15 protein-coding genes are annotated in these 13,439 nt (G+C 75.2%); 7 read left to right on the plus strand and 8 right to left on the minus strand.

Annotation, left to right across the window (positions count from 1 at the left end):
- Window positions 1-19: 19 nt before the first annotated feature.
- A complete protein-coding gene (locus LY71_RS02780; RefSeq protein WP_106275394.1) occupies window positions 20-451 on the minus strand; it encodes a DUF2795 domain-containing protein in 432 nt (143 codons plus the stop codon).
- 9 nt (window positions 452-460) lie between these two features.
- Window positions 461-670, minus strand: coding sequence for a hypervirulence associated TUDOR domain-containing protein (locus LY71_RS02785; protein WP_106275395.1), 210 nt, complete (start codon window positions 668-670; stop codon window positions 461-463).
- Between the two features lie 332 nt (window positions 671-1,002).
- On the opposite strand from LY71_RS02785, the gene LY71_RS02790 reads away from it, so the two are divergent.
- The 6 genes from LY71_RS02790 to cysD all read left to right on the plus strand — a co-directional run bounded on the left by LY71_RS02790 (window position 1,003) and on the right by cysD (window position 6,595).
- Window positions 1,003-1,797, plus strand: a complete 795-nt coding sequence (locus LY71_RS02790) for a siderophore-interacting protein (protein WP_106275396.1) — start codon at window positions 1,003-1,005, stop codon at window positions 1,795-1,797.
- Between the two features lie 108 nt (window positions 1,798-1,905).
- A complete protein-coding gene (locus LY71_RS02795; RefSeq protein ID WP_106275397.1) occupies window positions 1,906-2,634 on the plus strand; it encodes a response regulator transcription factor in 729 nt (242 codons plus the stop codon).
- On the plus strand, window positions 2,631-4,235 hold the full coding sequence (locus LY71_RS02800) for a sensor histidine kinase (RefSeq protein WP_106275398.1): 1,605 nt from the start codon (window positions 2,631-2,633) through the stop codon (window positions 4,233-4,235). Before LY71_RS02795 ends, LY71_RS02800 begins: the two co-directional genes overlap by 4 nt.
- Complete coding sequence (locus tag LY71_RS02805) at window positions 4,225-4,941, plus strand: PaaI family thioesterase (RefSeq protein ID WP_106275399.1); 717 nt, start codon at window positions 4,225-4,227, stop codon at window positions 4,939-4,941. The genes LY71_RS02800 and LY71_RS02805 overlap by 11 nt, the downstream gene beginning before the upstream one ends.
- Window positions 4,938-5,672 (plus strand): inositol monophosphatase family protein, encoded by a 735-nt coding sequence (locus LY71_RS02810; RefSeq protein ID WP_106275400.1) that lies wholly within the window; start codon window positions 4,938-4,940, stop codon window positions 5,670-5,672. Before LY71_RS02805 ends, LY71_RS02810 begins: the two co-directional genes overlap by 4 nt.
- A 14-nt stretch (window positions 5,673-5,686) precedes the next feature.
- Entirely contained in the window at window positions 5,687-6,595 is a 909-nt protein-coding gene (gene cysD, locus LY71_RS02815) for a sulfate adenylyltransferase subunit CysD (RefSeq protein WP_106275401.1), read from the plus strand.
- On the opposite strand, the gene LY71_RS02820 is transcribed toward cysD, so the two are convergent.
- Window positions 6,549-6,833, minus strand: a complete 285-nt coding sequence (locus LY71_RS02820) for a hypothetical protein (RefSeq protein ID WP_245887612.1) — start codon at window positions 6,831-6,833, stop codon at window positions 6,549-6,551. The two genes, cysD and LY71_RS02820, sit on opposite strands and share 47 nt — an antisense overlap.
- A gap of 62 nt (window positions 6,834-6,895) precedes the next feature.
- On the opposite strand from LY71_RS02820, the gene LY71_RS02825 reads away from it, so the two are divergent.
- Window positions 6,896-8,209 (plus strand): sulfate adenylyltransferase subunit 1, encoded by a 1,314-nt coding sequence (locus LY71_RS02825; protein WP_106275403.1) that lies wholly within the window; start codon window positions 6,896-6,898, stop codon window positions 8,207-8,209.
- 3 nt (window positions 8,210-8,212) lie between these two features.
- On the opposite strand, the gene LY71_RS02830 is transcribed toward LY71_RS02825, so the two are convergent.
- The 5 genes from LY71_RS02830 to LY71_RS23295 all read right to left on the minus strand — a co-directional run bounded on the left by LY71_RS02830 (window position 8,213) and on the right by LY71_RS23295 (window position 13,123).
- Window positions 8,213-9,043, minus strand: a complete 831-nt coding sequence (locus tag LY71_RS02830) for an FAD binding domain-containing protein (RefSeq protein WP_106275404.1) — start codon at window positions 9,041-9,043, stop codon at window positions 8,213-8,215.
- Window positions 9,040-9,543 carry a (2Fe-2S)-binding protein gene (locus LY71_RS02835; protein WP_106275405.1) on the minus strand — a complete coding sequence of 168 codons (504 nt, stop codon included), beginning with the start codon at window positions 9,541-9,543 and terminating at the stop codon, window positions 9,040-9,042. Before LY71_RS02835 ends, LY71_RS02830 begins: the two co-directional genes overlap by 4 nt.
- Window positions 9,543-11,819: a xanthine dehydrogenase family protein molybdopterin-binding subunit gene (locus tag LY71_RS02840; RefSeq protein ID WP_106275406.1), complete on the minus strand. Its 2,277-nt coding sequence runs from the start codon at window positions 11,817-11,819 to the stop codon at window positions 9,543-9,545. The genes LY71_RS02835 and LY71_RS02840 overlap by 1 nt, the downstream gene beginning before the upstream one ends.
- 102 nt (window positions 11,820-11,921) lie before the next feature.
- Window positions 11,922-12,806 (minus strand): NAD-dependent epimerase/dehydratase family protein, encoded by an 885-nt coding sequence (locus LY71_RS02845; protein ID WP_106275407.1) that lies wholly within the window; start codon window positions 12,804-12,806, stop codon window positions 11,922-11,924.
- A gap of 143 nt (window positions 12,807-12,949) precedes the next feature.
- Complete coding sequence (locus LY71_RS23295) at window positions 12,950-13,123, minus strand: hypothetical protein (protein WP_170121179.1); 174 nt, start codon at window positions 13,121-13,123, stop codon at window positions 12,950-12,952.
- Window positions 13,124-13,439: the final 316 nt, after the last annotated feature.

Raw genomic sequence — 13,439 nt, forward strand, 5'->3', positions numbered from 1 at the left:
TCGCCGTCGGCCGGGCCGGTCAGGTCTCGGTCGGGTAGCCCAGCGCCCGCGCGACGTCGCCGATCCGCTCGAACGTCTCCCCCTCGGGCAGCCGCTGCAGCTCGGCCACCACGGCGTCGGGCGCCCGGTGGTCGAGCGCCGCTTCCACCAGGCCGGGCCCGTCGGCCGGGAAGTCGGCCCGCACCAGCCAGCGCGCGAGCTCCGCGCGGGCCACCACGGCGTCCTCGGTCATGCCGACCGGCACACCGCCGATCAGCGTGCTGTTCGGGCTGGTGGCGATGTCCGGCTCGCCCTCGGCGACCGGCTCCACCTCGCGGAACTCCTCGGAGCGCGTGGCCCGCCCGGCCTTGAGCATCCCCTGGATCTCGTGCTCCAGTTCCTCGTCGACGCGCGGGCTGTGCTTGTCGCTGCGCGACGACGCCCCGGCGAACTGGTCATCGGTCTCGCTCACGGCGACCTCCTACTTCTTCTTCAGCGCCGAGGGCTTGTGCACCGCGGTGTTGCCGCTCTTCTCGCTCTCGACCTCGTACTGCGGGTCGTCCGAGCTGGCCCTGACCTTCCGGCCACCGGCCTCGGTGTCCTTGGTGATCTTCTTCTTCACGGTGCCCACGGCCTCACTGCCGTGGCTCTTCCAGGCGACGGGGTCGCCCTTCTGGAAGTCGTCAGCCATCCCCGGTCTCCTCGTCTCGGTCGTGTCGCACTGCCCTGCCCGCCACGGCTGGGGGGCACACATCCCCGGGGTGGCGCCGCGCCGGCGGACGCGCGAGAGACCCACGTCACCCCGCCAGGACCGATGATCACCCGGTCGTGCAGTGGCGCATCCGCCGTCGTCACGTAGCGTTCAGGTCGACGGGGGCGCACCGGACGAACCTGCTGCTGAGAGCGCAGCGGACGTGACTCACGGTGACCGCGACCCGTCCTCGATCGCCGGCCCGGTCGACCTCATTCCCCCGGGGTCGGCCGGGTCGGCCCACGTCGGTCCCGGTCCCTACGCTCGCCGGCGTGACCTCCCCCGTCGGCGCGCCGCTGCCCGGAGACCCCCGGCCGGTCGACGTCCTCACCGTCGTCTCCGTCGCGGACGTGACGCCGTCGGTGCGCCGGGTGGTCCTCTCGGGTACGGCGGACGCCGTCGCGGCGGCGGGCCCGACGGTGAACCTGCTGGTGCCGCGCGTGGGCGACGCCGACCCCCGGTGGCCGTCGGTGGCCCGGGACGGCCGCATCGTCTGGCCTGCCGGCGCCCACGGGGTGAGCCTGCGCAGCTACACCGCCCGCCGCCAGGACGCCGGCCGGGGCGAGGTGGAGATCGACTTCGTGCTGCACGGGGACGGCCCGGCGGCCTCCTGGGCCGGAGCGGCGGTCCCGGGTGCGCTGCTGGGGGTGGCCGGCAGCGGCCCGCTGGGCGACCGCCCGGCCGGCACCGTGCTCCTGGCCGGTGACGAGACGGCGCTGCCGGCGATCAGCCGCATCCTGGCCGCCGCCGCCCCGGCCACCCGCGGTCTGGCGCTGGTCGAGGTCGCCGACGGGCGGGAGGAGCAGCCCCTGGCCGCACCGGCCGGGGTGGAGGTGCGCTGGCTGCACCGCGGCGGCACCGCGCCGGGTGCGAGCACGCTGCTCGCCGACGCCGTCGCCGCGCTCGACCGTCCGGCGGGCGACGACGTCTTCGCCTGGGTGGCCGCCGAGTCCGCCGCCGTCCGGGCGGTCCGCGCCGACCTGCGCGGCCGCTGGGGACTGTCCCGCGCGCAGCACCACGCGATCGGCTACTGGCGCCGCGGCCGGGCGATGGCCCCCGCGGGGTAGTGGCCCGCGGCATCCAGGGAGCTCACAGGTAGCGTCCAGCGTGGGTGCAGGCCGCGGCGGCACGCTCGCGGCATGACGACGGCAGCCAGGCGTCCCACGGGAGAGATCGTGACCGGGAGCCGCAGTGCGCGAGGCACCACCCCGGAGGCGCGCCTCCTCGTGGTGGACGACGAGCCCAACATCCGCGAGCTGCTGTCGGCCAGCCTGCGCTTCGCCGGTTTCGAGGTGGCCACCGCGGCCGACGGCCAGCAGGCACTGGCGCTCGCGTCGACGTTCCGCCCCGACCTGCTCGTGCTCGACGTGATGATGCCCGGCCTGGACGGCTTCGGCGTCGTGCGCCGGCTGCGCGAGAGCGGCCGGCACACTCCCGTGCTGTTCCTCACCGCCCGGGACGCGGCCGAGGACAAGGTCTCCGGGCTCACCCTCGGCGGCGACGACTACGTGACGAAGCCGTTCAGCCTCGACGAGGTGCTGGCGCGCATCCGGGCGGTGCTGCGGCGCAGCACCTCGCAGCAGCGCGCCGCCGAGAGCCCGCGGCTGACCTTCGCCGACATCGAGCTCGACGAGGAGTCGCACGAGGTGGTCAAGGCCGGCACCGTCGTCAGCCTCTCCCCCACCGAGTTCAAGCTGCTGCGCTACCTGATGGCCAACGCCGGGCGGGTGCTGTCGAAGGCGCAGATCCTCGACCACGTGTGGAACTACGACTTCAACGGCGAGGCCAACGTCGTCGAGTCCTACATCTCCTACCTGCGCCGCAAGGTGGACACCACCGAGCCGCGCCTGCTGCACACCATCCGCGGGGTGGGCTACACGCTGCGGCTGCCGCGCGGCACGTGAGCGCACCCGGGCCCGAGCAGCGCAGCGGCACCCGTCTCCCGCGGGTGCCGCTGCGTGTCACCCTGGTCGCCCTGCTGCTGGTGCTGGTGGCCGTCGCGCTCACCGCCACCGGGGTGACCGCCACCTCGCTGCTGGCCCGCTACCTGGGCCAGCAGCAGGAGGTCGACCTGGGCGACTCGCTGGGTGCGGCACGCCAGAACCCCGTCGTCATGGCCGCCTGCTGGCAGGACCAGCCCCCGGCACCCCAAGCCGCTCCGGGGGTCTACGTCGCGTGCGTGCGGCCCGCCGACGGCGTGCTGGTCGTCGTCATCGGGCCGCCGTTGGAGGACCAGCTGCCCGAGCTCGACGCCGAGGTCGTCGCCGGCCTCCTGGACGGGAACGGCGACCGCCCGGGGGGGCCAGCGGGCGGGTCCACGCGCGTGGCGGTCGTGGACTCCGCGGACGGCGACGAGGCGTGGCGCGTCGCCGCGCAGCAGCTGCCCGGCGGCCCGGTCGTCGTCGTCGGGACCGACGTCGACCGCAACGCCGGGATCATCGGTCAGCTGGTGTTCATCGAGGTCGGCGTCGGGCTGGTCGTGCTCGCCCTCCTCGGGCTGGCCGGCTACTGGCTGGTGCGCAGCAGCCTGCGCCCGCTGGACGCCGTCGAGCGGACCGCGCAGGCGATCGCCGCCGGCGACCTCTCGCAGCGGGTGCCCCCGGGCGACGGCCGGACGGAGGTCGGCCGGCTGTCGCAGGCGATCAACGGCATGCTCGCCCGCATCGAGGGCGCCTTCCGCGCCCAGCAGGCCTCCGAGGGGCAGGCCCGGGCCTCGGAGGAGCGGATGCGCCGGTTCGTCGCCGACGCCAGCCACGAGCTGCGCACGCCGCTGACCTCCATCCGCGGCTTCGCCGAGCTCTACCGCCAGGGCGCGGTGGGCAGCCCGGAGGAGACCGCCCGGCTCATGCAGCGCATCGAGAGCGAGGGCGCGCGGATGGGCGTGCTCGTCGAGGACCTGCTGCAGCTGGCCCGCCTCGACCAGCAGCGGCCGCTGACGGTCACCCCGGTGGACCTCGCCGAGGTCGCCGGGGACGCCGTCCACGACGCCCGCGTCCTGCAGCCCGACCGGCCGGTCACGCTGCAGCTGGACGACTCGCTCACCGAGGTGCCGGTGGTGCTCGGCGACGAGGCCCGGCTGCGCCAGGTGGTCGGCAACCTGGTGACCAACGCGCTGGTGCACACCCCGCCCACCGCCGCGGTGACCGTCTCGATCGGCGAGGACACCAGCGACGGGGGCGACCGGGTGGTGCTGCGGGTCGCCGACGAGGGCCCCGGCATGGCGCCGGAGGACGCCGCCCGCGTGTTCGAGCGCTTCTACCGGGCCGACGCCTCGCGCAGCCGCGTCGCCGGCGGCACCGGGCTGGGCCTGTCCATCGTGGCCGCGCTGGTGGCCGCGCACGGCGGCGACGTCACGCTGCACACCGCGCCCGGCCAGGGGGCGGTGTTCACCGTCCGGCTGCCCCGCTCCGGTCCGGGAGGGGACGACGGGACGGCGCCGCTGCCCGAGCAGCCCGGCGGGCAGCCGCCGGGACCCGCCGGGCTACCGTCCGCGGGTGACTCCTGACGCCGAGGGCGCCCCGTACGACCGGGACCTGATGGCCGCGGTCACCGACCTCGGGGACGCGCTGCGCGGCCTGGTCGACGCCTCGGTGCGCACCACGGTGCCCCCCGCCGAGCTGCGCGAGGTGGCCGCCGTGGTCCGCGCCGCGCGCGAGCGGCTGACCGCGAGCACCCGACCGACCACCCAGCTGCCCGCGCTCGACGACCTGGTCGCGTTCCGCCGCGTCCACAACCCGGTGACCGGCGTGGGCAGCGCCCTGGCCCCACCGGTCCTCTTCCGGCGGGCGGCCGACGGCGTGGTCGCGGAGGTCTCGTTCGGACCGGCCTACGAGGGTCCGCCGGGGTTCCTGCACGGCGGGGTGAGCGGCCTGGTGGTGGACCAGGCCCTCGGCGCCGCGGCCATCCGGGCGGGGCTGTGGGGCATGACGGCCCGGCTGGAGCTGGACTACCGCCGCCCGGTGCCGCTGGAGACCCCCGTCGTCGTCCGCGCCGCGGTCGCCGAGAGCTCGGGCCGCAAGGTCGTCCTCGCCGGCACCGTCGCCCTGGCCGCGACGCCGGGGACGCCGCTGGTCGAGGCCCGCGGCGTCTTCGTGCTGCCGCGCGAGGAGCTGCGCGCCGCCTACTTCGCGCAGGTCACCGACGCCTCGGGCCGGCACGCCCCGCCCTCGCGTCCCACCGACGCCACCGCGCCGGCGGGTGGTGTGGCGTGAGGGACGTCGAGGTCGCGGCCGCCGCCGCCCGGGCGGCCGCCGAGGTGCTGGTGCAGCTGCGCGCCGGTGGGCTGACCGGCCGGGCGCTCGGTGACGCCGGCGACGCCGCGGCACAGGAGGCGATCGCCGCCGTGCTGGCCGCCCACCGGCCCGACGACGTCGTCTTCAGCGAGGAGGCCGCCGACGACCGCAGCCGGCTCGGGGCCGGCCGGGTGTGGATCGTCGACCCGCTCGACGGCACCCGCGAGTACGGCGAGACGGACCGGTCCGACTTCGCCGTCCACGTGGCGCTGTGGGTGCGGGGTGGGCTGGGCCCGGCCGCGGTGGCGCTGCCCGCCGTCGGTGAGGTTCTGGTCACCGACCCCGCGCCGGCACCCCCGCGCGCGCTCGACCGGCCGCCGCGGATCGCGGTCAGCCGCACCCGCCCGCCGGCGCAGGCCGACGCGGCCGCCGCCGCGGTCGGCGGCGAGCTGGTGCCCCTGGGCTCGGCCGGCTGGAAGGTCACGGCCGTGGTGCGCGGCGAGGTCGACGCCTACGTGCACGCCGGCGGCATGTACCAGTGGGACTCCGCCGCGCCGGTCGCCGTCGCCCTCGCCGCCGGGCTCACCGCGCTGCGGCTGGACGGCTCGCCGCTGCGCTACAACGAGCCCGACCCCTCGCTGCCCGACCTGCTGGTCTGCCGTCCGGAGTTGACCGCCGGACTCCTGGCCGCGGTCCGCGGACCGGCGTGACGGACACTGGGGACGTGACGACCCCCGACTACCGGCTCACCCAGCTGGAGACCCTCGAGGCCGAGTCGATCCACGTCATCCGCGAGGTGGCCGCCGAGCTCGAGCGCCCCGTGCTGCTGTTCTCCGGCGGCAAGGACTCCATCGTCATGCTGGAGCTGGCCCGCAAGGCCTTCGCGCCGGCGCGCATCCCGTTCCCGGTGATGCACGTCGACACCGGGCTGAACTTCCCCGACGTCCTGGAGTTCCGCGACAAGCGGGTCGCCGAGCTCGGCGTGCAGCTGGTGGTGGCCTCGGTGCCCGACGCGATCGCCCGCGGCGTGGTCAAGGAGGAGCCCAACGGCTCCCGCAACCGCATCCAGACGCCGGTGCTGCTCGACGCGGTGGAGGAGCACGGCTTCACCGCGCTGTTCGGCGGCGCCCGGCGCGACGAGGACAAGGCCCGCGCCAAGGAGCGGGTGTTCTCCTTCCGCGACGAGTTCGGCCAGTGGGACCCGAAGAACCAGCGGCCCGAGCTCTGGGACCTCTACAACGGCCGGATCCACCTCGGGGAGTCGATCCGGGTGTTCCCGCTGTCGAACTGGACCGAGCTGGACGTCTGGCAGTACATCGCCCGCGAGGGCATCGCCATCCCGCCGCTCTACCTCGCCCAGGAGCGGGAGGTGGTCGAGCGGCAGGGGATGCTCTACGCGGTCAACGAGTTCGTCCGCCCGCGCGAGGGCGAGCGGGTGTTCCGGGAGTCGGTGCGCTACCGGACCGTCGGCGACGCCAACCTCACCGCCGCGGTGCGGTCCCGGGCGACGACGGTCGAGGAGGTCATCGCCGAGGTCGCGGTGACCCGGATGACCGAGCGCGGCGCCACCCGCGGCGACGACAAGGTCAGCGACGCCGCGATGGAGGACCGGAAGAAGGAGGGCTACTTCTAGAAGGGCCTCGCGCTCGGCGACGGCGTCGGCGGCGGTGGCGCAGCAGCGCCCAGGCGGTGACGGCGAACAGGAGCAGGCCGGCCGGCCAGGCGACGGCCTCCGGGGCGGCGACGCCGAGGGCCTCGGCGACCACGTAGGCGACGGCGTAGCCCAGCGACACGACCAGCAGCACCGGGACCAGGAACACCAGCCCACCCACGCGCGCCCCTCCCCGCGGGCCGCCGGTGGCCCTGCTCACACCAGCGTCCCCCCATCCGGCCCCGGACGCTGCCGTCCGTTCCGGCTGGGGATGATGGGGACATGTCCGAGCCAGTCGTCGACGTCCACTCGCCCGCCGCCGAGCAGGCGGCCGAGATCGCGACCGCGCGCAAGGACATCCTCCGCATCGCCACCGCCGGCTCGGTCGACGACGGCAAGAGCACGCTGATCGGACGGCTGCTCTACGACAGCAAGGCCGTCTTCGAGGACCAGTACGAGGCGATCGAGCGCGCGAGCAAGGGTGACTTCGTCGACCTGGCGCTGCTCACCGACGGCCTGCGCGCCGAGCGGGAGCAGGGCATCACCATCGACGTCGCCTACCGGTACTTCTCCACCCCACGGCGGACGTTCATCCTGGCCGACACCCCGGGCCACGTGCAGTACACGCGCAACATGGTCACCGGTGCCTCCACCGCCGACCTGGCGATCGTGCTGGTCGACGCCCGCAAGGGGATGCTCGAGCAGAGCCGGCGGCACGCCTTCCTGGCCTCGCTGCTGCGCGTGCCGCACCTGGTGGTCGCGGTGAACAAGATGGACCTCGTCGACTGGTCGCAGGAGACCTTCGAGGCCATCGCCGACGAGTTCAGCGCCTTCGCCGCCCGCCTCGACGTGCCCGACCTGACCGTCGTCCCGATCTCGGCGCTGCACGGCGACAACGTGGTCACCCGGTCCGACCGCGCGCCCTGGTACCAGGGGCCCTCGCTGCTGCACCACCTCGAGCACGTGCACGTGGCCAGCGACCGCAACCTCGTCGACGCCCGCTTCCCGGTGCAGTACGTCGTCCGGCCGCAGTCCGACGCGCACCACGACTACCGCGGCTACGCGGGCACCGTGGCCAGCGGCGTGCTGCGGGTGGGGGACGAGGTGCAGGTGCTGCCCAGCGGCCTGACGACGTCGATCGCGGCGATCGACGGCCCGCGCGGCCCGGTGCAGGAGGTGTTCCCGCCGATGGCGGTGACCCTGCGGCTGGCCGACGACCTCGACGTCTCCCGCGGTGACCTCGTCTGCCGCCCGGCGAACGCGCCCCAGGCCACCCAGGACCTCGACGCGCTGGTCTGCTGGATGGCCGAGGAGCCGCTGCGCCCGCGCCAGCGGCTGGCGGTCAAGCACACGACCCGCTCGGTGCGGGCGGTGGTCAAGGAGCTGGTGTACCGGCTCGACGTCAACACGCTCCACCGCGACCAGGAGGCCACCGAGCTCGGCCTCAACGACATCGGCCGGGTCCGGCTGCGCACCACCCAGCCGCTGTTCGTCGACGACTACAACCGCAACCGGGTCACCGGCCGGTTCATCCTGGTCGACGAGGCCACGAACGCCACCGTGGGCGCCGGGATGCTCCCGCCGCACCGCGGCTAGCTCTCAGGCCGCGGCGGCGGCTCCCCCCGACGCCCGCTGCAGCGCCCGGCGGGTGAGCAGCCGGGCCAGGTGACGGCGGTACTCCTGGTCGGCGTGCATGTCGGCGCCGGGGCTGGTGCCCTGGTCGGCCAGCGCGGCGGCCTCCTCGATCGAGGCCCCGCGGGCCAGGGCCTCCTCGGTGGCGGTGGCCCGCACGACCGAACCGGCCATGTTGGCCAGCGCGACCCGGCCCTCGACGGCGGCGACGGCGACGATCGGCCAGTCGTTGGCCCGGCGGGTGAACTTCTCGTAGGCCCAGCCGGCCGAGCCGGTGCGCGGCACCCGCACCTCGACGATCAGCTCGTCGGGCTCCAGCGCCGTCTCGAAGAAGCCGAGCCAGAACTCGGGGATCGGGATCTCCCGGCGCCCGCCCGGACCCTGGACGACCACGGTGCCGCCCAGGGCCAGCAGCGCCGTGGGCAGGTCCGACGCCGGGTCGCTGTGCGCGACGGTCCCGCCGATGGTGCCCCGGTGGCGCACCTGCGGGTCGCCGACCTGGGCGGCCACGTACGGCAGGATCGGCACCTCCGCCGCGGCGACGGCGTCCCGCTCCAGCTCGTGGTGGCGGGTGCCCGCGCCGATGGCCACCTCGTCCCCCTCGACCCGGACGTAGGACAGGTCGCGGATGCCGCTGATGTCGATGAGCACCGACGGGACGGCCAGCCGCAGCTTCATGATCGGCAGCAGCGAGTGCCCGCCGGCGAGCACCTTGGCGTCCTCGCCGTGCTCGGTCAGCGCGGCCACGGCCTCGTCCACCGACTGCACCCGCACGTAGTCGAACTGCGAGGGGATCACGCCTGGACCTCCTGCACCTGCGGCACCTGGCCGGCGGCCGGGCCGGCCTGGGCCGCGGCCCGCACCGCCCGCACGATGTTGTGGTAGCCGGTGCACCGGCACAGGTTGCCCTCCAGCCCCTCCCGGACCTCGCGGTCGCTGGGGTCGGGGTTGTCGGCCAGCAGACCGACCGCCGCCATGACCATGCCCGGGGTGCAGAACCCGCACTGCAGGCCGTGCTCCTCGCGGAAGGCCCGCTGCACGGGGTGCATCTCGCCGTCCGGCCCGGCCAGGCCCTCGAGCGTCGTGACCTGCGCGCCGTCGGCCTGGACCGCCAGCACGGTGCACGACTTCACCGACAGCCCGTCGACGATGACGGTGCACGCGCCGCACGAGGTGGTGTCGCAGCCGATGTTGGTCGCCTTGAGCCCGCGCACCTCGCGCAGGTAGTGCGCCAGCAACAGCCGCGGCTCGACCTCGTCGGTCCGCTGCTGCCCGTTGACGGTGATCGAGACCTGCATCACTGCTCCCCCCGTGCCTGCTGGATGGCCCGGAACACCCGCATCGGGGTGGTGGGCATGTCGATGTGCCGGACGCCGAGGTGGGCCACGGCGTCGATGACCGCGTTCTGCACGGCCGGGGTGGCGCCGATCGTGCCGGCCTCGCCGATGCCCTTGGCACCGAGCGCGTTCATCGGCGTCGGCGTGGCCATCTCGACCAGCTCGAAGCTCGGCAGCTCGGTGGCCGAGACGAACGGGTAGTCGGCCAGCGTCGACGTCGTCGGGTTGCCGTCCTCGTCGTAGAGGACCTCCTCCAGCAGCGCCTGGGCGACCCCCTGGGCGTAGCCGCCGTGCCGCTGCCCCTCGGCCAGCAGCGGGTTGAGGATCGTGCCGGCGTCGTCGACCGCGATGAGCCGGGACACCTCGGCCTTGCCGGACTCGACGTCGACCTCGGCGACCACCACGTGGGCGCCGAAGGGGAACGTCGGGGCCGCCGCGGTGAACCGGGTCTGCACCAGCAGCGGCTCGTCGCCGGCCAGCTCGGCGAAGCTGATCCCCGTCCCCGGCGTCCCGCGGACGGCGAGCCCGGCCAGTCCCAGGTCGACCACGAGGTCCCCGGGGGCGACCTCGAGCCGCTCCGCGGCGCGCTCCTTGGCCAGCTCGACGAGCTCGACGGCGGCCTGGTGCACCGCCGCGCCCCCCTGCTGGAGGCTGCGCGAGCCCATCGTCCCGCCGCCCTGGGGGATCCGGTCGGTGTCGCCGTGGACGACGGTGATGTCCTCGATCGGGATGCCGAGCTGGTCGCTGGCGATCATCGCCCACGCCGTGGCGTGCCCCTGCCCGTGCGGCGAGGTACCGGTGAGCACGGTCGCCGTCCCGTCCGGGTGGACCTCCACCGAGGCGCCCTCCCCGGTGCCGGCGCCGTTGTCGGCCCCGGTGATCTCCACGTAGACCGACATCCCGATGCCCAGCTGCCGGACGTCGCCGCGCTCCCGGCGCCGCGCCTGCTCGGCCCGCAGCTCGGCGTAGCCGGCGACCTCGAGCGCCTTGTCCAGGGCCGCGGTGTAGTCACCGGTGTCGTAGGTGGCGCCCATCGGGGTGGTGTGCGGCTCGGTGAACGCCGGCAGCAGGTTCCTGCGGCGGACCTCGGCCGGGTCCATGCCGATCTCGGCGGCGAACAGGTCGACCGCCCGCTCCAGCGCCGCGGTCGCCTCCGGCCGTCCGGCGCCCCGGTAGGCGCCGATGGACGTCGTCGTGGTGGCGAGGGCGCGTGCCTGGGCGTGCACCCGCGGGAAGCCGTAGACGCCGGGGGCCATGAGCATCGTCAGTGTCGGCAGCACCGTCCCGATCCGCGGGTAGGCGCCGCAGTCCTGGTCGAAGACGATGCTGTACGCCTCGATCGTGCCGTCCCGGCGCCCGCCGACGGTGACCACCTGGTCCTGGCCCCGGCCGTGGAGCATGCCGATCATGTTCTCCGACCGGCTCTCCGACCAGCGCACCGGCCGGCCGACGTGCCTGGCCAGCCAGGCGACGAAGGCGTACTCGGGGTCGGCGCCGATCTTGGCGCCGAAGCCCCCGCCGACGTCGGGGGTGATGAGGTGGATCAGGTCGGGGTCCATCTTGAGCCAGTCGCCGAACTGGCCGCGGGCCTGCTGGGCGCCCTGGTTGGTGCACCAGACGGTGACCCTGCCGTCCTCGCTCCACGCGGCGGCCGCGGCGCGGCCCTCCAGCGGCACCGGCGCCACCCGCTGGTTGACCATCGGCTGGGTGACGACGACCTCGCAGCCGTCGAAGAAGTCCGCCGGTGCGGGCTCGCCGAAGGCGGCCATGACGTTGGTGCCCGCCTCGGGGAACAGCAGCACCTCGTCGGCGGCTGCCGCGGCGGTGCCGACGACCGCGGGCAGCGGGTCGATGTCGACGGCGACCATCTCGGCGGCGTCCTCGCCCTGGTAGCGCTCCTCGGTGAGGACGACGGCGATCGGGTCGCCGACGAACCGGACGCGGTCCGACGCCAGCCAGGGCCGGGTCATCGCGGGGTTGACGAACGGGAACGGCGGGGGGATCGGGACGAGCTCGGCGACGTCCTCGGCGGTCACCACGGCGACCACGCCCGGTGCCTCGCGGGCGGCGGAGGCGTCGACCGACAGCAGCCGGCCGTGGGCGACGGTGGACCGCACGAAGGTCGCGTGCAGCGCCCCGGTGAGCCGCTCGTCGGCCAGGTCGTCGGTGTAGGTGGCCCCGCGGGTGAGGAACAGCGGGTCTTCGGTCCGGACGACACGGGTGCCGAGGATGCTCATGCGCAGACCTTCCGGGAGCGACGGGTGGCCCCGGTCACTATCGGGGACGCGGGCCGTTCCGCCAACCCCGGGGGTGCACTCGCGCGTGTCCCGGCCCGCCGGTCAGCTCCCTGGCCGCGCCTCCACCTCGTCGCGCCAGCTGTGCACGGGGGTCCACCCGAGGACGCGGCGGGCCCGCTCGCTGCTCATGAGCGCCTGGTTCCCCTCCAGCGGGCCGCGCACCGGCACGCCGGGGAAGTACCCGGCGGCGAGCTCGGCGCTGGGCCGGCTCATGACGGTGTCGGCGTTGGCGATGACGAAGACCTCGGCACCGCGGCCGGGGTGCTCCAGGGCGGCCACCACCGCCGAGGCGCCGTCGCGCGCGTCGATGTAGGACCACGCGTTCCACCGCCGCAGCGCCGGGTCGGCGTCGAAGGAGGGGAAGTCCGCGTAGTCGGCCGGCTCCATCACGTTGGAGAAGCGCAGCCCGGTGATCGACAGCTCCGGCCGCCACCGCGCGAACTGCCGCGCCATCTCCTCCTCCAGCGTCTTCGACAGGGAGTAGGAGGTGGTGGGCGCGGGCCCGCACTCCTCGTCGAGGGGGAGGTGCGGCGGAGGGGTGTCGAAGGGCAGCCCCAGCACGGTCTCGCTGGAGGCCCACACGACGGTGTCGATCCCCGCCACGCGAGCGGCGGCGAAGACGTTGTAGGTGGTCGTGACGTTCGCGGCGAACAGCGTCGCGTCGGGCCGCAGGCCGGAGGCCGGCAGGGCGGCGAGGTGGACGACGGCGTCGGGGACGGGCCAGCGGTCGTCGACGCCGGTCAGCACGCCGACGGCCTGGCCGTAGTCGGTGAGGTCGGCGCGGGTCCACGCGACGTCGGAGCGGCCGGGGTGCACGAGGTCCACGACCGACACCCGGGAGCCACACCGCACCAGCAGGTCGACGACGGCGCGACCGAGCTTGCCACTCCCCCCGGTCACCAGCACGTGCCGGGCCTGCCCGGTCACCGGGACCGGTCCTCGGGGACGGCGGGCCGGGGGAGGGTGGTCACGGTTCTCCGATCGGGGTCGTCAGGGGTCCGGCTGCGGCGGCGCACCGGACGCCTGCCCGCCGCCCGGCGTGCCGGCGGCGGGCAGGGGACGGCGGTCGCTCAGGCGTCGCCGTCCGAGGGCGCGGGCGCCTGGCTCGCGTCGCCGTCCCAGTCCTTGCCCGCCTGGTAGGCGTGACCGGAGGCGCTGTCGGTCTGGTCGGCGACGGTCTGGGCCATCTCCTCGTCGCTGATGCCCTCACCCGCGCTCTCGGTGTGGCCGGTCGGCTCGCTCATCGCGTCTCCTCCGTCGGGAACTGGTCCCGACAGCCCTCCCCGGAGACCTCGCCGGTGAAACGCGGGCGCTACCGCGGCGTGCCCCGGTCGCCGCCGGGGCCGAGGACGGACCGGACCCGCGTGCCGCCGTCGACCTGCTCGACGCCCCACCGGTCGCCGAGGGCCTCGACGATCTGCACGCCCCCGCCGCGGGGTCCCCGCGCAGCTCCCCCACCACCGGCAGGACCGCCGAGCCGTCGGCCACCGCGAGCCGCAGCCGACACGGTCCGCGGCCCCCTGCGACGGGTGGGGGTGGCGACCGGTCCGTCGTGCGGGA

The organism is Geodermatophilus tzadiensis (assembly GCF_003002915.1).
In the GTDB taxonomy this organism is placed as follows: Bacteria; Actinomycetota; Actinomycetes; order Mycobacteriales; family Geodermatophilaceae; genus Geodermatophilus; species Geodermatophilus tzadiensis.